The 17633-nt window shown below is 65.9% G+C and carries 17 protein-coding genes; 6 read left to right on the forward strand and 11 right to left on the reverse strand.

All coding sequences use genetic code 11. The features are described from left to right. Positions 1-42 precede the first annotated feature (42 nt). Entirely contained in the window at positions 43-900 is an 858-nt protein-coding gene (locus tag HWY30_RS09950; protein ID WP_090806141.1) for a LysR family transcriptional regulator, read from the forward strand. Between the two features lie 23 nt (positions 901-923). Here the strand turns inward: HWY30_RS09950 and HWY30_RS09955 are convergent, their stop codons facing one another. The 6 genes from HWY30_RS09955 to HWY30_RS09980 form a co-directional block, all read right to left on the reverse strand. Continuing rightward, positions 924-1979: an ABC transporter ATP-binding protein gene (locus HWY30_RS09955; RefSeq protein ID WP_090806139.1), complete on the reverse strand. Its 1056-nt coding sequence runs from the start codon at positions 1977-1979 to the stop codon at positions 924-926. Positions 1980-2029: 50 nt separating this feature from the next. Further along, positions 2030-3634, reverse strand: a complete 1605-nt coding sequence (locus tag HWY30_RS09960) for an ABC transporter permease (RefSeq protein WP_090806137.1) — start codon at positions 3632-3634, stop codon at positions 2030-2032. Continuing rightward, the gene (locus HWY30_RS09965; protein WP_090810079.1) at positions 3635-4666 is read right to left on the reverse strand and encodes an iron ABC transporter substrate-binding protein; all 1032 of its coding nucleotides are present in this window, start codon (positions 4664-4666) and stop codon (positions 3635-3637) included. It lies immediately after the preceding gene. A 71-nt stretch (positions 4667-4737) separates the two neighbouring features. After that, positions 4738-6051 carry an iron uptake transporter deferrochelatase/peroxidase subunit gene (efeB, locus tag HWY30_RS09970; protein WP_090806135.1) on the reverse strand — a complete coding sequence of 438 codons (1314 nt, stop codon included), beginning with the start codon at positions 6049-6051 and terminating at the stop codon, positions 4738-4740. Positions 6052-6088: 37 nt separating this feature from the next. Further along, the gene (locus HWY30_RS09975) at positions 6089-7183 is read right to left on the reverse strand and encodes an NHL repeat-containing protein (RefSeq protein WP_221307775.1); all 1095 of its coding nucleotides are present in this window, start codon (positions 7181-7183) and stop codon (positions 6089-6091) included. A gap of 181 nt (positions 7184-7364) precedes the next feature. Further along, positions 7365-8888, reverse strand: coding sequence for a carbohydrate porin (locus tag HWY30_RS09980; RefSeq protein WP_090806130.1), 1524 nt, complete (start codon positions 8886-8888; stop codon positions 7365-7367). Between the two features lie 329 nt (positions 8889-9217). Between HWY30_RS09980 and HWY30_RS09985 the strand changes: the two genes are divergently transcribed. The 4 genes from HWY30_RS09985 to hutC (HWY30_RS10000) all read left to right on the forward strand — a co-directional run bounded on the left by HWY30_RS09985 (position 9218) and on the right by hutC (HWY30_RS10000) (position 12425). Further along, positions 9218-9895 carry a hypothetical protein gene (locus tag HWY30_RS09985; RefSeq protein ID WP_090806128.1) on the forward strand — a complete coding sequence of 226 codons (678 nt, stop codon included), beginning with the start codon at positions 9218-9220 and terminating at the stop codon, positions 9893-9895. Positions 9896-9986: 91 nt separating this feature from the next. Next, complete coding sequence (locus HWY30_RS09990; RefSeq protein ID WP_090806126.1) at positions 9987-10823, forward strand: arylamine N-acetyltransferase family protein; 837 nt, start codon at positions 9987-9989, stop codon at positions 10821-10823. A gap of 23 nt (positions 10824-10846) precedes the next feature. After that, the gene (locus tag HWY30_RS09995) at positions 10847-11527 is read left to right on the forward strand and encodes a methyltransferase family protein (protein WP_090810077.1); all 681 of its coding nucleotides are present in this window, start codon (positions 10847-10849) and stop codon (positions 11525-11527) included. Positions 11528-11639: 112 nt separating this feature from the next. Beyond that, entirely contained in the window at positions 11640-12425 is a 786-nt protein-coding gene (gene hutC, locus HWY30_RS10000) for a histidine utilization repressor (RefSeq protein WP_176078875.1), read from the forward strand. A 20-nt stretch (positions 12426-12445) separates the two neighbouring features. On the opposite strand, the gene hutC (HWY30_RS10005) is transcribed toward hutC (HWY30_RS10000), so the two are convergent. The 5 genes from hutC (HWY30_RS10005) to HWY30_RS10025 form a co-directional block, all read right to left on the reverse strand. Beyond that, a complete protein-coding gene (hutC, locus tag HWY30_RS10005) occupies positions 12446-13258 on the reverse strand; it encodes a histidine utilization repressor (RefSeq protein WP_090806123.1) in 813 nt (270 codons plus the stop codon). Continuing rightward, the gene (locus HWY30_RS10010) at positions 13255-14142 is read right to left on the reverse strand and encodes an amino acid ABC transporter ATP-binding protein (RefSeq protein ID WP_090806121.1); all 888 of its coding nucleotides are present in this window, start codon (positions 14140-14142) and stop codon (positions 13255-13257) included. Before HWY30_RS10010 ends, hutC (HWY30_RS10005) begins: the two co-directional genes overlap by 4 nt. A 13-nt stretch (positions 14143-14155) precedes the next feature. After that, positions 14156-14818, reverse strand: coding sequence for an amino acid ABC transporter permease (locus HWY30_RS10015; protein ID WP_090806119.1), 663 nt, complete (start codon positions 14816-14818; stop codon positions 14156-14158). Positions 14819-14846: 28 nt separating this feature from the next. Further along, positions 14847-15497, reverse strand: a complete 651-nt coding sequence (locus HWY30_RS10020) for an amino acid ABC transporter permease (protein WP_018420800.1) — start codon at positions 15495-15497, stop codon at positions 14847-14849. 88 nt (positions 15498-15585) lie between these two features. After that, positions 15586-16413, reverse strand: coding sequence for a transporter substrate-binding domain-containing protein (locus HWY30_RS10025; RefSeq protein ID WP_090806118.1), 828 nt, complete (start codon positions 16411-16413; stop codon positions 15586-15588). A gap of 238 nt (positions 16414-16651) precedes the next feature. Between HWY30_RS10025 and HWY30_RS10030 the strand changes: the two genes are divergently transcribed. Then, complete coding sequence (locus HWY30_RS10030) at positions 16652-17626, forward strand: isopenicillin N synthase family dioxygenase (protein WP_090806117.1); 975 nt, start codon at positions 16652-16654, stop codon at positions 17624-17626. The last annotated feature ends 7 nt before the right edge of the window (positions 17627-17633 follow it).

Here is a 17633-nt window from a genome sequence, read left to right on the forward strand (position 1 = left end):
ACGAATTAAATTGAGCAATTCCATAAGCCAGGTTGATAAATCGTGAACCCTGAATTCGACGTCGATCTGTTGCGCAGCTTCGTCGCGGTCGTGGAGGCGGGCAGCTTCACGAAGGCGGCGGCGAGCGTGCATCGCTCGCAGGCGGCGGTCAGCATGCAGATCAAGCGGCTCGAAACGATGCTCGGCACGACGCTGTTCGCACGCAACACGCGCAACCTGTCGCTGACGCGGCCCGGCAGTACGCTGCTCGAATACGCGCGGCGCGCGCTTGCGTTGCAGGAGGAGGCGTGGTCGGCGATCGTGCGGCCCGAGGTGACCGGGCGGGTGGTGCTCGGCGCGCCGGACGACTATGTGTCGTCGCTGCTATCGCCGGTGTTGCGGCGTTTCGCGACGCTGTATCCGCGCGTCGAGATCGAGATCGTCTGCGCGCAGAGCACGGCACTCGCGCCGATGCTCGCGGACAACAAGATCGACCTCGCATTCGTCACGCGCGACCGCAGGATGCGCGGCGAGTTCGTGCGCAGCGAACCGATGGTGTGGGTGGGGGCGTCGGTCGATACGCCGGTGCTGAAGGCCTCGCCGTTGCCGGTAGGGTTGTACGAGCCGGGCTGCGTCGCGCGCCAGCACACGCTGGCTGCGCTGGATGGCGCGCGCATCCGTTATCGCGCGGCGTTCAGCAGCGCGAGTCTGATGGGGCTCGTCGCGACCGTGGATGCCGGTTTGTCGGTGATTGCGCTGACGCGGTGCAGCGTGCCGCCGCGGCTCGCGATACTCGGCGACGCGCAAGGCCTGCCGAGAATCGCGCCGCTCGAAATCGTGGTCGCGCGCAGCGCGAAATCGGATCGGCCGACCTGCGATTATCTGGCGCAGCAGATGGTGCAGGATCTGTCGCTGCGGTAGCCGAGCGTGCCAGCCTTAGCCGTTCAGGCACGCGAATAGGCGGTCACTTCACCCTCGACCGCGAGCCGCACGCGCTCACCCGGACGCGGGCACAGATAACCGGGCACGCGCGCGCGCACCATCGCCCGCGTCGCGGACTGCAATTGCAGCGCGACGCTTGCGTCCTGCCCCTGGAAGATCACGTCAGTGACGAGCGCGTCGTGCTCGGCGCCTGTGCGCGCGGTTTCATCGGCGCGCAGCAGGCGGATCTGCTCGGGACGCACCATCACGTCGACCGCACCGTGGCCGACGGGCGCGACCAGTGCGAGTTCGCCGAGCTCGCAACTCGCGCGATCCTGTTGCGCGATGCCCGGCAACAAGACCGCCTCGCCAATGAACGACGCAAGCTCGCGCGTCACCGGCCGGCGGTATAGCACTTCGGGCGTCGCGGTCTGGATCAGCCTCCCATTCCACAGCACCGCGACCTCATGCCCGAGCGACAACGCCTCGGACTGATCGTGCGTGACCAGCACGGCAGTCGCGCCGGCCGCGGCCAGCGCACTTGCGACCGCCAGGCGCGTTTCGACGCGCAGCGCGGCGTCGAGCGAGGAGAACGGCTCGTCGAGCATGATCAGCGTCGGCGCGGGTGCGAGCGCACGGGCGAGCGCGACACGTTGCTGTTGACCGCCCGACAGTTGCTGCGGCGCGCGTTCGCCAAAATACGCGGGCAGGCCGACCAACTCCAGCAACTCAGCGACGCGATGGCGCGCGCGGCGCTGCGTGCGTGGCAGACCGAACACGATGTTGTCCGCGACCGACAGATGCGGAAACAGCGCGCCTTCCTGCGGCACGTAGCCGATGCGGCGTTGCTCCGACGGTACGTGCAGGTTGTCGCCGACGACGCGCCGGCCATCGATCTCGACGCTGCCGCCGTCCGCGCGCTCGAAGCCGCACAACAGGCGCAGCAGTGTGGTCTTGCCGCTGCCCGAGGGCCCAAGCAGCGCGAGCAGCGTGCCGCGCTCGACCGAGAGATCGAGGCCGTGCAGCACCGGGTGACCGTCGAACGATTTCTGCAGTCCGCGGATACGAAGTTCGCTCATGAAAATCCGAAGTAGTCGAACAAAAGCAGCGATGAAAAAGCCGGCGCGTGTCAGCCGCGCTCGCCGAGCAGCGCCGAGCGGCCGAGCAGCGCGAACAGCAGCCCCGACGCGCACAGCGAGATGCCGGTCAGCAGCGCCGCATACGGCGCGGCAGCGGCGAACGCCATCGTCGACGTGTCGGCCCACACCTGGGTCGCCAGCGTTTGCGTGTCGAGCGGCGACAGCAGCAGCGTCGCGTTCAGTTCGGTGACGACCGAGATGAACACCATCGCCGCGGCAGCGCCGAGCCCGGGGCCCGCGAGCGGCAGCACGACGCGCACGAGCGTCTGCGTCCAGTCAAGGCCGAGCGCGCGCGCGGTTTCCTCGAGGCGCGGCTGCGCCTGCATGAATGCCGCGCGCACGCTGACGAGCGCGACCGGCATGAACAGGATCGCGTAGGCGACGATCAGCAGCGTCGCGCTTTGATAGAGCGGCTGCAGCGCATGCACGGCGAGCGAGACGATCGCGAGCGCAATCACGAGCCCCGGCACGCCCTGCGCGAGAAACACGGTGCGCTCGAACAGCGTCGCGAAACGCGTCGGATAACGCACCAGCAGAAACGCGAGCGGCACCACGAGCAACGTGGTCAGCGCGGCGGCCGCGAGGCCGAAACCCAGCGACGAACACGTCGCGTTCCACAGCAGTTCGGGCGATACGTCGGCCGGCGTCACGGCGGCCGCGCCCGGCTGCGTGAGCCAGAAGCCGATCATGCCGAGCGGTACGCCGAGCGTCGCAAGCGTCAGCAGCGCAAAGCCCGCGACGACGAGCCAGCGCCACCCGCCGAGCTCGTAGCGCAACACCGCGCGGCGCGTGCCGCGATCGACGCGCTCATAGCGCGCTGCACCGCGCACGCGAAACTCGAACGCAAGCACGACGAGGCAGATCACGATCAGCAGACACGCGAGCAGCGATGCACCGCCGCCGTCGAAGCTGGTGCGATATTCCGCGTAGATCTGCGTGGTGAACGTATGAAAGCGCAGCAGCGTGAACGCGCCGAATTCCGATAGCACGCCGAGCGCGACGAGCAGCATGCCGCCCAGCAGCGCCGGCCGCAGTTGCGGCAGCACGACGCGCGCGAAACTCGTCCAGCGGTTGCAGCCGAGTGCGCGCGCGCTTTCTTCGAGTGCCGGGTCCATGCCGCGCAGCGCGGCGGCGACCGGCAGATAGACGAGCGGAAAATACGCGCAGGTCAAGACCAGCAACGCGCCGTTGAAGTCCTGCAAGTCCTCGCTCAAGGACACCCACGCATAGCTCGAAATGAAGGCCGGCATCGCGAGCGGCGCGGCGCACAGCACGGCCCACGCGCGCCGTCCGGGAAGATGCGTGCGCTCGACGAACCACGCGGCGGCCGTGCCGATCACCGCGCAAACGAGGGTAGTCGTGACGGTGATCAACACCGTATTGACGAGCAGCTCGCCGACGAGGGGCCGCCAGATCAGATCGAGCGCGTCGCCGATGCCGAAGCTCGCCGCGCGCCAGAACGTAAACGCAATCGGCAGCAGCACCAGCGAAGCGCTGAGTGCTGCCGCCGCAAAAAGGCTGCGCGGCGCGCGCGTCCGGCCGCGCGCCGGGGCTGGGGGGACAGCCGGCGGACCGGCTGACAGTGCTTCGCTCATTTACAGCAGGCCTGCCTGACGTAGCAGCTTGCCGGCCTGGCTATCGTCGCCGAGCTGCTGGATCGTCAGCGTGGGCGGAGTCAGTTCGGCAAACGGCTTGAGGATCGGGTCCGGCGCGACACCCGCGTGCAGCGGATATTCGAACATCACGTGGCTGTTGGCCATCAGCTGCTGTGCGCGTTCGCTGACCAGATAGGCGAGAAACTTCTGCGCGCCGTCCGCGTTGTGCGCGGACTTCAGCACGCCCGCGCCCGATACGTTGACGAGCGCACCGGCGTCGCCGTGGCCGAAGTGATAGATCGCGCTGCGGGTTTTCGCATCGCCGATTTCCGCATGCAGACGCGCCCAGTAGTAGTTGTTGATCAGACCGGCCGCGACCCCGCCGCGATTGACCGCGGCGACCACGCCTTCGTCATCGTCGAAGATCTGCGAGTTGGCTTTGAGACCCTTCAGCCACGCGAGCGTCTGCTCTTCACCCTTCAGGGCCAGCACCGCGCTAACGAGAGGCAGGAAGTCGGCGTCGCTCGGCGCGATGCCGACCTTGCCTTTCCATTCAGGCTTCGCGAGGTCGAGCACCGATTGCGGCAGTTGCGATGGCTGCAGCTTCGTCGTGTTGTATGCGAGCACGCTCTCGCGCGCGGTCACGGCGACCCATACACCGCTTGGCGAATTGAAACGTGCCGGCACCGCGCGGAGCGTTGCTTCGTCGACCTTCGCGAGCAGACCCTTTTCCTCGAGCAGCATCAGCTCCGGCGAGTTCTCCGTGAAGTACACGTCGGCGGGCGAGGCCGCGCCTTCCGCGACGATCTGCGCGGCGAGCGCCGGGCCTTCGCCGTTGCGCACTTTCACCGAGATGCCCGACTGCTTTTCGAAGTCCTTCGCGAGCAGATTGACGACCTGCTCGTGCTGCGCGTTGTACAGCGTGATCGACGCCGAGTGAGCCGCCGACGGCATCGTCGCGAGCGCGGTGAGCGACAGCGCGGCCATGCTGCCGAGCGCGCGCAGACGGGTGGCAAACCAGGAATGAGCCATGTTGCAGAAGTCCGTTTTGATTGTGTTGAGTGAGCCAGGCGCTGCACGCCCGGCGTGCTTCATTTGCTGCATCACGTCTCGAACAGCCCCGCGCCGACATACGAACCCGGCTTCGCGCCCGGCGGCACGACGAAAATCGCGCTGCCGACGTGAGTCGTGAACTGGTTCATCATGTCGAACTTCGCGAGCCGGTCGTTGATCGGGATGAAGCCGGTGCGCGGGTCGCTCTGGTGCGCGATGAAAATCAGCCCCGCGTCGTACTCGGTTTCCTGGCGCCACGGCGGCCAGCGCTCGATATAGAAGTTCGTGCCTTCGTTGTACGAATACGAGCGGCGCAGAATCTGCACGCCGTTGTTGCTCGCCGGATTCGACAGACGCACGTGCGAGTTCTCGGGGATCACCGGGTTGCCGTCCTTGTCCTCGGCCTTCAGATCCACCGCGTCGAATTCATGCTTGCTGCCGATCGGCGCGCCGCTGTACTTATGGCGGCCGAACACCTGTTCCTGGAAACCGAGCTCGGTGTTGTCCCAGTGTTCGAGCGTGATGCGGATGCGGCGCACGACCGTGTAGGTGCCGCCTTCCATCCACGGCGCGTCGTCGGTGGCGCGAGCCCACACGAACTGGTTCATCAGCTCAGGCTTCGCGGTCGACGGATTGTTGGTGCCGTCCTTGAAGCCCATCAGGTTGCGCGGCGTCTGAGCGCGCGGACCGGACAGAAAACCGGCCTGGCCCCAGCGCATCGCGGCGACGCCGTAGGCACGGCGCGTCAGTTGGCGTACCGCGTGAAACGCAACCTGCGCGTCGTTCGCGCACGCCTGGATGAACAGGTCGCCGCCGGTCTTCTCCTTGATCAGTTGATCGCCGTTGAAGCGCGGCAAATCGACGAGCGCGGCGGGGCGGCGCGACGCGAGCCCGTAGCGGTCCTTGCCGTCCTTCGTGAAGAGGCCGGGGCCGAAGCCGAACGTGACGGTCAGACCGTTCGGGCCGAGGCCCAGCACGTCGCCGGAATCGGGGGCGGCCCGGTCGCCGCCGTCGTCGCCGGCGGGCAGCGCGAAGGCCGTGCCGCCTTGCGTCAGGCGCGCGGCTGCTTCGGTCCACGTGCGCAGCAGGGCGATCACTTCGTCGCGCTTGTCGGTGGTCAGATCGAGCGCGGCGACGTAGGTGTGGCTCTGCTGCGGCGTGACGATGCCGCCTTGATGCGGACCGTAGAACGGCTCGGCCGCGAACTGCGGATCGGCGTTCTGGGCGCTATGCGCGGGCGCCTTCGCGAGCGCGGGCGGCGAGGTCGCGAGGCCCGCGCCGAGACTCGCGCCGGCGGCGACCGCCGCGCCCCCCGCCTTCAGGAAGCCGCGTCGTGACGGCCGTGGGGGGTGATCGTTTGTCATGGTCAGTTCACCTTCTTGAAACCTGCGTGGGTGCCGCCTACTTCGCGAGCACCAGTGTGTTCACGTCGTCTTCGACGTAGTAGAAGCCGTCGCCTTCCGGCGTCATCGCGATACCGAACAGGTCGCCGTTGCCGGGGGGCGATTGCGCCTTGTCGGTATCGATCCAGCGTGCGTACAGCTGCTTGCCGGTCGCCGGATCGATCTCGACGACCTGGCCGTTCAACGCGTTGGTCACCAGCAGGTGGCCATTGGGCGCGGTGACCATCGCGAGCGGACGATGCAGCAGGCCGTCGGCGGTCAACTGGCGGCCGACGCCCGCGCTGCTGTCGCGCGTGAGCGGATCGTCGATCTCGGTGATGCGGTTGCCGATCGCGTCGGACACGTACAGCAGTTTCTGATCGGCCGACAGCGCGAGGCCGGTCGGCCCGACGAGGAACACGCCCTTGTCGGCCTGCGCGCCGAAGCCGCTGCCGATCACGGTTTCCTGCTTCACGACGGGCGGCTTGCCTGCCGGCACGTCGAGGTCGAGGCGCAGCACGGTGGCCTGCTTGAACACGGGCGGATTGCCTTGCGCGTCGCCGACGCCGAAGCCCGCGTTGCTGACGAACAGCGTTGCGCTCGTGCCGTTGTCGACGACCGCCATGTTGCCCCACGGATCGTTGATGTTCGGCGTCGAGATCGTCGACGCGATCTTGCCTTGCGGGTCGATCACGATCAGGCAGCCAGCGCCCTTGGTGCCGGTCGTGCCGTCGTTGCTCGGCGTGCTGCCGACGATCACCCAGCCCGACTTCAGCATCGTCATCGCGGTCGACAGGCCGATGCCGCCCGGGCATTCCTTCAGATCGCGCGGCACGGTCGCGAACACCGTCATCTGTCTGGTGTCCGGGTGATAGTTGATGATCGTGCTGCCGGTGCCCTGCAGGTTCGTCGAGTTGTTGAAGTTGCCGACCAGCACGTCGCCTTTCTTCACGGTGCCCGCGCTGACCGGCGCGACCACGAGCGCGTACGGATTCTGGTCGCCGTTATCCGGCACGGTGTTGATCAGCGTCGTGTGATGCTTGATCGTTTCAAGGAAGCCTTGCGGCTCAGCCTGCGCGCTGGCGGCCATCGTGAGAGCGGCGGCGCCGGCCATCGCGGCGAGCAGGGCTCGCGCGGCGCGCGCCGCAAGCTTGCGCGTGAGTTGATTCACGATTGGGCCTCCGTGCGGGTGCACAAAGCGGGAGTGGCGGTGACGATAGAAAGCATGGGAAGTGCTGGTCCGGTTGCGTGGGGTGGCATGTGCTTGCGAGGATGAAAGCGCGCGGCGGGCGGCGTCAGAAGTTGATATTGGTCCGCATACCGACGACGAAGGTGTTGCGCAGCGGCTGCGTCGGGTCGTTCGGGTTCTGGCCCGCACCGGCGTTGAACGTGTATTGCGCGTCGGCCTGCAACTGCCACCACGGATTGACCTGGTACTGGTAGGTCGCCTCGAGCGTGGTTTCGCTGGTGCGCACGCCGTAGGGGCTGCCGTTGAATGCCAGGAAGTCCTTGTCGAGTCCGTTCACGTGACTGCCGACCTTGATGTAGGTCAGCGCGAGACCGGCGCTGTCGTTGTCACGGCCCTTGAACGGCGCCTTCAGCACGACGCCGAGGTTGGCCGCGACTTGCACGAGGTTGCGGTCGCCCGGCGCGCCCATCACGCGCGCGAACACGCCGAGACTGCGTGGTTCGTCGGAGTCGGGGCGCCACACCATCTGATCGGCGACCGCATAGAAGCTGTAGTTGCCGCTGTGATTCGCGGGAATGCCGGTCGACGCCGGATTCGCGAGCGACAGCCCCATGTTGTCGTAGCGCTGATCGGCGAACTTGTTGGTGTTGTACCAGACGCCGAGCTTGTAGGTGCCCGGCAGACCGCCGCCGCCCATGCCGACCATTTCGCCTTCGGCCGGCTGGTTGATCGAGTACTGCAACTCGCCGATCCACAACGCGCCGTTATGCAGGTTGAAGTTCGTGCCGCTCATGTTGTCCGGGTCGTTGCCGAGCGGGTCGCCCGAATACACGCCGGCAAGCGCGGTCAACGAAGGGGTGATCTGGCCGCGCACGCGCACGCCGAGACCCGCGAGCGGATAGGCGGGACCGCCCGACGGCATGTCGTACGAGGGCAGCGCGGGCCAGCCGAACATCGTGTTGAGGAACAGGGCCGCATACGTGCTCGTGATGAATTCCTGGTCGAGACTCTGCTGACCGATCTTCACGTCCACGCGTTTGTTCAGGAACGACTGCTGATACCAGAGCTCCCACAGACGCGTCGCGTCGTCGGCCTCGATGCCGCTCGCGGTATTCAACGTGCCGAGCTTGTTCGCGCTCAGGTTCGCGCCGTGAATTTGCAGTGCGCTGACGTTGAAGAGGCCGCCCGGCAGGCCGAACGCCTTTTGCGTATCCATCTGCAAGGTCGCGGTGGTCAGGCCGTCGTAGTCGACGCCGCGCGCGAGACCGCCGCGCAGATTGGCCAGCACTTCGCTGGTTTCGGTCAGCGTGAAGGTCATGCCGTACTTGCCGAGCCACGGACGCAGGCCGCCCATGTCGCCGAGCAATTGCTGGCGGTTCCAGAGGCCCGTCCACTGGTCGGTTTGCGTCGCCTGAATGTTCAGGTCGGCCTCGGGCGCTTCCGGGTTCGCATCGGGATTGGCTTCGGCCAGCGCCGCATGGCCGGTCAACGAGGCACACGCGAAGGCCGTGCACAGTGCGACGCGCCGCATCGAAGGCAAACGCGTACGATGAGTTGCGCCGGGACCTGCGCAAGCGTCGCAAACCGGACGCGCATTGGCACGCGATCCATTGAGTTGGGCGAACTTCATCGAAATCCTTATGAGTGTTGTTTCGATCGATGTGATCAATCTGCGACTGCCTGGCGCGACATCGCGTGTTGTCCCAGGCTGCCAAAGCGGCTGATGGCGTGATCGTACGCAGGCGTATTGCGGCAGTCAACACAAATGAGAACGATTCGCAACAATATTACTGGCATGTAATTCCCGGATTTACGGACTGCGTCTAAACTTTATGAGGACGTAAACAGATATTCATTGGCGCGTAATGAAAATGTATTGATGTAGTCAGGCCGAACGTGCGAAACGGCGAGGTGTCGAAGCGCACGAGTCACCCCGAAAGTCAAAGTAAGGAGGTAGAGATGGGCAAGCGCATTCTTCTGGTTTCGTTGCTGGTGAGTGGTGGTCTGTTGCTGGGCGGCGCAGCGCACGCGCAGTTGAATCTGAAGCAGTTCGGCATCGGCGGGGGCGGCGATAGCGCGGCGGGCGCCGGGGCGTCGTCGGGCGGCGTGTCGCAGTTGCTGCAGAGTTACGTGGGCGCGAACCAGCAGGTGCTGAGCGGACAGTCGAGCCTCGCGTCGGCGATGGGCATGACGAGTGCCGCCGGCCAGGCGCAGCAGGCGGCGGGGCTGCTCAGCGGCGGCACGCCGTCGGTCAGTCAGTTGACGCAGGTCGGCAGCACCCAGCAGTCGCTGTCGCAGAAGCTGACCGATGCGTTCGCGAATCATGCAAGTGGCGGCGCGTCTGCGACGCCGGTCAACAAGGAAGCGTTCACGCAGGGTCTGTCGTCGCTCGGCAAGGGTGTGAGCCAGTATTCGAGCTTGCAGTCGGGGCTCGGCAGCCTCGGTCAGATGAGTCCGTCGTCGCTGCTGCAATCGGGCCTCAACCCGCAGACCGCGCAAAGCGCTTCGTATATCGCGCAATCGGCGCCGGGGCAGTTGCAGTCGCTGATGTCGACGCTGAGCTCGGCCGTGCAGTTCGCATCGAGCCACGGCATCACGGTGCCGTCGATCGCGACGTCGGCGTTGAAGGGCTTGTAGGCGCGTTTTCGCTTCGTCCCGCGCGCGGTCGAGTCAGCGCCGAAAGCCGCTATGACCGCGTCGAACCCGCAACCCAACCGGAATTCCGCCGATGTCCCACACCATCAATCTGGAAAGCTACTTCGCCCGGATCGGCTATCAGGGCCCGCGCGCCGCCACGCTCGACGTGCTGCGGGCGATTCACCGGCTCCATCCCGCCGCGATCCCGTTCGAGAACCTGAACCCGTTGACGCGCCGGCCCGTCAGGCTCGAGCTCGAAGCCGTCGAACGCAAGCTCGTGACCGAAAAGCGCGGTGGCTACTGCTTCGAGCAGAACATTCTGTTCGCGAACGTGCTGATGCAACTCGGCTTCCGGGTCACGCCGATGCTTGCGCGCGTCGTGTGGGGCCGCGACCCCGGCACGATCTCGCCGCGCACGCATATGGTGCTGCGCGTCGATATCGACGGCGACGCATGGATCGCCGACGTCGGCTTCGGCGCCGTGACGCTGACCGCGCCGCTGCGGCTGACCGCCGGCCTCGCGCAGCCGATTCCGCTCGGCACGTTCCGTCTCGCCGACGCGGGGCGCGACACCGTCTATCTCGAGGTGCTGGCGCCGGACGAGAGCTGGACCCGCGTTTATCACGTCGATCTGCGCGCAGTCGAGTGGATCGACTACGAAACCTCGAACTGGTACACGTCGACGTCACCGGATTCGAAGTTCGTTCATAACCTGCTGGCGTGCCGCGTGTTGCCCGAACTGCACCTCGCGCTATTCAACGATCAGTTCAACGAGCGCGACGCACGAGGGCGGATCGTCAACGAACGGCGCCTCGCGAGCGCCGCCGAACTCGCCGACTGTCTGCGTGAGCGTTTCGGCTTGAATCTGGAGGACATCGATATCGCCGACGTGTTCGAGCGCGTGCGCACGCGCGATGAGGCCGCATGAGCCGACCGCTCGAGGGAGCCGCGATGGTCGCACGTCTGATCCTGCAATCGCTGGCGTGGCTGGTTTTCATGGGCGTGCTGCTGTTCGGCGCGGCCGGCACGCTCGCGTGGCCGGCAGCGTGGTGGTATCTGTTCGAGCTGGCGGTATTGAGTCTGTGGCTCGGCTTGTGGCTCGCGCGTCATGATCCCGCGCTGCTCGCGGAGCGGCTCGCGCCGTTCGTGCAGGCGCAGCAGAGCCGCTGGGATCGTGTGTTCATGGCCGCGATCGGGGCCGCGTGGTGCGGCTGGCTGATCCTGATGGGTTTCGACGCGATGCGGTTTCGCTGGTCCGCGCCGCTGCCGTCGTGGCTCATGGGCCTCGGCGCGTTGTGCGTGTTCCTGTGCATCTTCACGTGCCGGTTCGTGTTTCGCGCGAACAGCTATGCCGCACCGGTGGTCAAGATTCAGTCGAGTCGCGGGCACAAGGTCGCCGACACCGGGCCCTACGCGTACGTCCGTCATCCGATGTACGCGGCCGCGCTGGTGTTCTTCGTCGGCACGCCGCTGATGCTCGGCTCGTGGTGGGGGCTCGTGGCGCTGCCCGTGATGGGGTACGGGATGGGCTGGCGCGCGGTGCGCGAGGAGCGGCTGCTCGCCGGGCAGCTCGACGGCTACACCCAATACATGGCTCGTGTGCGTTACCGTTTCGTGCCGTTTATCTGGTAGCGCGTTCCAGCCGTCTCCCCACCGTCGAACCGGGTAAGATTGGACCCGGCCGTCGGAGAACCGGCCACGGTGTACCTCATGTACCACCGGCGAACCACCGATGAGGTTTGGAGTGAAAACAACGACACAGGCGCGTATAGCGCCCGCCGCACAGGCCGAGCAGAAACAGCATTCCGCCGAACGCGATCGCGATCGCGACACGCCGGTCAAGGCGATGCCGGCCTACGAGCAGATCAAACGCTACGTGCTTCAGCGCATCAGCGAAGGCGCATGGAAGCCGGGCGGGCTGATCCCTTCCGAAACGGAACTGGTCAAGGAGTTCGGCGTCGCGCGCATGACGGTGTCGCGCGCGCTGCGCGAGCTGACCGCCGAGCGCGTGCTCACGCGCGTGCAAGGCTCGGGCACCTTCGTCGCGCCGCAGCGGTATGAATCGACGGTGCTGGAGATCCGCAATATCGCCGATGAAATCGCCGCGCGCGGTCATCGTCATTCGGCGCGCGTGCTGACGCTCGAACCGAGCGACGACGCCGACGCGCTCGAAGCGCTCGGTCTCGCGAACGGTCCCGCGTTTCATTCGTGCATCGTGCACAGCGAGGAGGGCGAGCCGATCCAGTACGAGGACCGCTTCGTCAATCCGAAGGTGTTCCCTGAATATCTACAGCAGGACTTCTCGGTCGAAACGCCGAATCACTACATGGTGCGGCTCGCGCCCGTGCAGCGCGCCGAGTTTCGCATCTACGCGCAAAAGCCCGACGCCCATGTGCGGCGTCATCTGATGATGGATATCGGCGAGCCGTGTCTGCTGCTGTGCCGGCGCACGTGGGTCGGCGAGAACGTCGCGACGTCGGTGCGGCTATGGCATCCGGCGTCGCGTTTTCATCTGGCGGGGACCGTCTAGTACGGTTTCTGAAGCGCGCGTTATCCCTGGCGCTGCGAGGTCTTCGGCGAAAAGCGGCAGCCGAGCCGGTAGCGCGAACCCGGATGCACGAAACGCGCGAACGTCACGGCGACGCCGCCCGTCCATGTGCGGCGCGTCAGCGTCAGGCACGGTTCTTCGGCGTGAATTTCGAGCAGCTCTGCTTCGGCAGGCGTCGGCAGCGCCGCGTCGACCACGTGTTCGAGATCGTGCATCGGCACGACCGTCAGCAGATACTCGGACGGCTTCAGCGCCGAGAAATCGTGCTGCAGAAAATCCGGCGCGATGGCCGGATTCACGTAGCGATCTTCGAGCTGCACCGGCAGACCGTTCTCGCGATGCACGCAGATCACGTGAAACACCGAAGCGCCCGGCGCCAGCCCCAAGGCGTTCGACACCGTGACCGACGCGGTCTCGCGCTGCAACAGCACCATATCGCAGCGATAAGCGTGGCCGCGCGAGCGGATCTCGTCGCCGATATGGGCGATCATCAATAGCGTGGACTGCGGTTTGTTCGGCGCGACGAAAGTACCGACGCCCGATAGGCGCGTGACGAGCCCCGCGTCGGCGAGTTCGCGCAGCGCGCGGTTGACCGTCATGCGCGAGACGCCGAGCGTCGCGACGAGGTCGAGCTCCGAAGGCAGACGGTCGCCCGCCTGGCGTTCGCCCGAGCCGATGATCTGGCGAACGTGCTGTTTGACCTGCTCGTAGCGCGCGGCCGGCGCTTCGTCGCTGCCGCGCGCGATTTTGGCCGCGGCGCTGGCCACGCTGGCGGACGATTTGCCATGAGGCTTGTTGCGAACGGTGGCGCTCATAGGGGCGGGGTGTCGTCGGGGCCGCGCGTCCAGAACGCATTGCGGTCGAAGTAGTTTTGCAGAAACTGCCGCAGACGCGGCTGCGCGGCATCGTGAAACACGTCGCGCGGTTTGCCCTGCACGGCGATGCGGCCTTGATCGATGAACACGACCTTGTCGGCGACCTGCGCGGCAAAGCCCATTTCGTGCGTGACCACGGCCATCGTCATGCCGTCGCGCGCGAGCTGCTTCATCACCTGCAGCACCTCGCCGACCAGCTCCGGATCGAGCGCCGAGGTCGGTTCGTCGAACAGCATGATGTGCGGCTCCATCGCGAGTGCGCGCGCAATCGCGACGCGTTGCTGTTGACCGCCCGACAGTTTCGCCGGATACGCGTCGCCCTTGTGCGAGAGGCCGACCGTCTCCAGCATCGCGCTCGCGCGGCGGCGCGCTTCGCCGTGCGACAGGCGCCGCACGCGCAGCAGCGCTTCCATCACGTTGCCGAGCGCGGTCATGTGCGGCCACAGGTTGAACTGCTGGAACACCATGCCGACGTTGCGGCGCACGCGGTTGATCTCGCCCTGCGAGGCGCGCACGCGTTTGCCGTTGCGCTCGGCATAGCCGAGCAGTTCGCCTTCGATGCGCACGTCGCCGTGATCGTAGGTTTCGAGCGCGGCGAGGCAGCGCAGCAGCGTGCTCTTGCCCGAGCCCGACGGCCCGATGACGCAGACCACTTCCGAGCGCGCGATCTCGAGATCGACGCCACGCAGCACCTCGACATCGCCGAAGCGTTTGCGCAGATCGCGCACCTCGATCAGCGGCGCGACATTCGATGCGTTCGCCGTTGCGCTGGCGGACGGCGCGGAAGATTGCGCGGGGGAGGACATGTCGGCGATGGCGTTCATAGGTGTTCCGGAATCATGCCATGAAGCGTGCGAGGCGGGCTTCGGCCCACATGCCCGCGCGCGAGGTCAGCTCGACTAGAGCGAGATAGCACACGCACAGCACCAGCAGGGTTTCGACGAAAGCGAAGGTGGCCGAGCCGATGCCGGTCAGCACGAACGTCAGTTCGGGCACCGTGACGATCGACAGCACTGCCGTTTCCTTGCTCAACACGATGATCAGATTGGTCAGCGCGGGCACGATCAGCACCAGCATCTGCGGCGCCTGGATGCGTACGATGGCCTGCCAGCGCGTCAGTCCGAGACACGCCGCCGCTTCGAGATGGCCTTTGGGCACCGACTGGAAGCCGGAGCGGAACGCCTCGGCGAAATACGCGCTGCCGTAGAGACCGAGGCCGACGATGCCGGCCGTCATCGGTTCGAGCGTGAGGCCGATGGACGGGCCAGCGTAGTACAGCAGAAACAGCTGCACGAGAAACGGCGTGCCGCGCAGCAGCTCGATGTAGACACGCAACATGGCGCGCAGCCAGCGTCCGCAGAACAGTTGCAGCACCGCGATCAGGAAGCCGATCACGAGCCCGATCGCGACGCCCGCGACCCAGCTGGCGAGCGTCGTCGCGAGGCCGGCGGCGATCGGCTGCAGGTTGTGCGTGATGACGGTCGGGTCGAACGTTTGCATGGCGAGGTTCGCTTAAACGTGAGTCGATTCAGGCGTGCTGCAAACGGTGTTCGGCCGCATGCGCGACCAGCGCGAGCGAACCGCAGATCACGAAGTAGATGAGCCCGGCCGCGACATAAGCTTCGAGCGGCCGGTAAGTGCTCGCGGCGATGTTCTGCGCGGTGCGCGTCAACTCGGCGACGCCGACCACCGAGATCAGCGAAGAAGCCTTGATCAGCAGCACCATTTCGTTGACGAGCGACGGCAGCGTCAAACGGAATGCTTGCGGCACCAGAATGCGCCGCAGCGTATCGAGCGGGGAAAGCCCGAGCATGCGCGCGGCTTCGAGATGTCCGGGCGGAATGCTCAGAAAACCGCCGCGCAGAATTTCGGCGATATACGACGCGGAGCACAGCGACACCGTGCTGATCGCGGCGACGATCGGCGACACGTTGATGCCGGCGAACGGCAACAGGTAGTACACGAGCAGCAGCTGCACGAGCATCGGCACGCCGCGAAAGAAGAACACGTAGGCGCCGCCCGCGAGGCGCGCGGCGCGATGCTGCGACAGCCGCGCGGTGCACACGCCGATGCCGACGAAGAATCCGATCACGAGCCCCGTCAGCGAAATGCCGACGGTGGCGAGCGCCGCATGCAGCAGCAGCGGCAGGCCCTGAACGAAGACGGTCGTGTTGAACATGGGTCGCGGCCGATGGAAGGGGAAGGGCGACGCGCGCCGCGCTACGGCGAAACGATTGCACGTCGCGGGACGCCCACGTTGAAGACGCTCAGTAGTTCGGCGTGGGCATCGTGGACGGCATCTCCATCGCGACACCGAACCACTTTTTCTGCAACGCGGCGAGGCGGCCATCCTTCTGCATCTTCACGAGCGCTGCGTTGAACGCGTCGGCGAGCGGTTTGCTGTCGGCGTCCTTACGCAATGCATACGCGAAGTACACCTTCGCGCCGAACGGCGGCTGCACGACCGCGAACATCTCGGGGCGCTGCTTCGCGACATACGCGATGTTGGTCATCGAGTTCGCTGCCGCGGCGATGCGGCCCGCCGCGAGGTCCGCGTAAGCCTGATTGTTGTCGACGTACTCGCGGATTTCAGGCTGCTTCGGCAGCGTGGCCGCGTAGCTCTTCAGCTGGTCCAGCTGCGCGGTGCCTTTGCCGGCGCCGACCGTCTTGCCCGCGATATCCGACGATTGCTTGATCGACGCATCGTTCGCGCGCTTGAGCAGCGCGTCGGTCGCATCGGCGACGGGCAGCGTGTACGTGTAGCGTTCCATGCGCGCCTTCGTGACCGTCAGCGGGCCACCGACCATATCGAATTTGCCCGCTTCGAGACCGGGCAGCACGCTCGGCCACGGCAGATCGATGAAGCGCACCTTCACGCCGATTTCCTTGCCGATCTGCGCGAACAGCTCCTTGTTGAAGCCGGCTTGCTGACCGTTCTCGAGAAAGTCGAATGGCGCGAACTGCATTTCGGTGCCGACCACCAGTTCGCCGGCTTTCTTCACTTTGGCGAGCTGGTCTTCGGCGTGCGCGGCGACGCTTGCCGCGCACAGCGCCAGCATGACCAGACGACATTTCCAGCCTGCAAGGATACGCATGGGATTCTCCGGGGGCGAATTGGTGTTGGGTCGCCGGCGTGTCGAAGTCTTCGTTAGGACCCGCCGCGCCGGCGGCGCGATGCGGGCCTCGCTGGGCAGTATATACCGCGTTTCCGGCGAAAAATAAATGCTCGCTTGAGTAGAGAAAAGCCCTGATATCGAGGCGTGCGAAGCAACTTGCGGCGCTGCTTTTGGCGGTATATACCACTGCAATACCGATCCTCGAAGGAGCCGCGCGATGGCCGTGACCCGCATTCCGATCATCGATGTCGCCGGCGTGCGCGCGGGCGATCAGCAGGCGCTCCGACGCGTCGCGAAGGAAATTCATGAAGCCTGTACGACGATCGGTTTTTTCTACATCGTCAATCACCGCGTGCCGCAAGCGAAGATCGATGCCGCCGCGCAGGCCGCGCGCACTTTCTTCGCGTTTCCGGTCGACACGAAACGACGCGCGGCGGTCAATCATCGGCATCGCGGCTTCAATGCGCTTGGCGACGCGACGATGTATCAGGCGAAGCGGCCCGATTACAAGGAGTTCTTCAGCATCGGCCTCGAACTGCCGGAAGACGATCCCGACGTGCTGGCGGGCCAGGCACTACGCGGGCCGAACAATTGGCCGGACTTCATGCCCGGGTTGCGGCCGGTGCTGTATGACTATTACGAGGCGGTCGGCGCGTGCGGGGCCGATCTGCTGCGCGCGGTCGCGGTGAGTCTCGGCATCGAAGAAAATTTCTTCGCGCCGCGCTACACGAAGCGCATGCAGCGCACGCAAATGGTCTACTATCCGCCGCAGCCGCCACAGTCGGACGAAGATCAGTTCGGCGTCGCGCCGCACACCGACTACGGCTGCATCACATTGCTGTGGCAGGATCAGGTGGGCGGCCTGCAGGTGCGCGAAATCGCCAACGATACGTGGGTCGAGGCGCCGCCCGTCGAAGGCAGCTTCGTCGTGAACGTCGGCGATCTGCTCGCACGCTGGACCAACGACCGCTTCCGCTCGACGCTGCATCGCGTGATCAATGCATCGGGGCGCGAGCGCTATTCGATCGCGACGTTCTACGATCCGACCTACGGCGCGCTCGTCGATCCGCGTGAGCTCGGCGCGAGCGACGCGCAAAGCAAATATCAGCCGGTCGCCGCGGGCGACTATATCCTCGGCCGCATCAACGATTCGATGGGCTACCGCAAGAAACTCGCCGCTACCGCACAGTAAGGACCTC

It is taken from the genome of Paraburkholderia tuberum STM678, from assembly GCF_902833905.1.
GTDB lineage: Bacteria > Pseudomonadota > Gammaproteobacteria > Burkholderiales > Burkholderiaceae > Paraburkholderia > Paraburkholderia tuberum.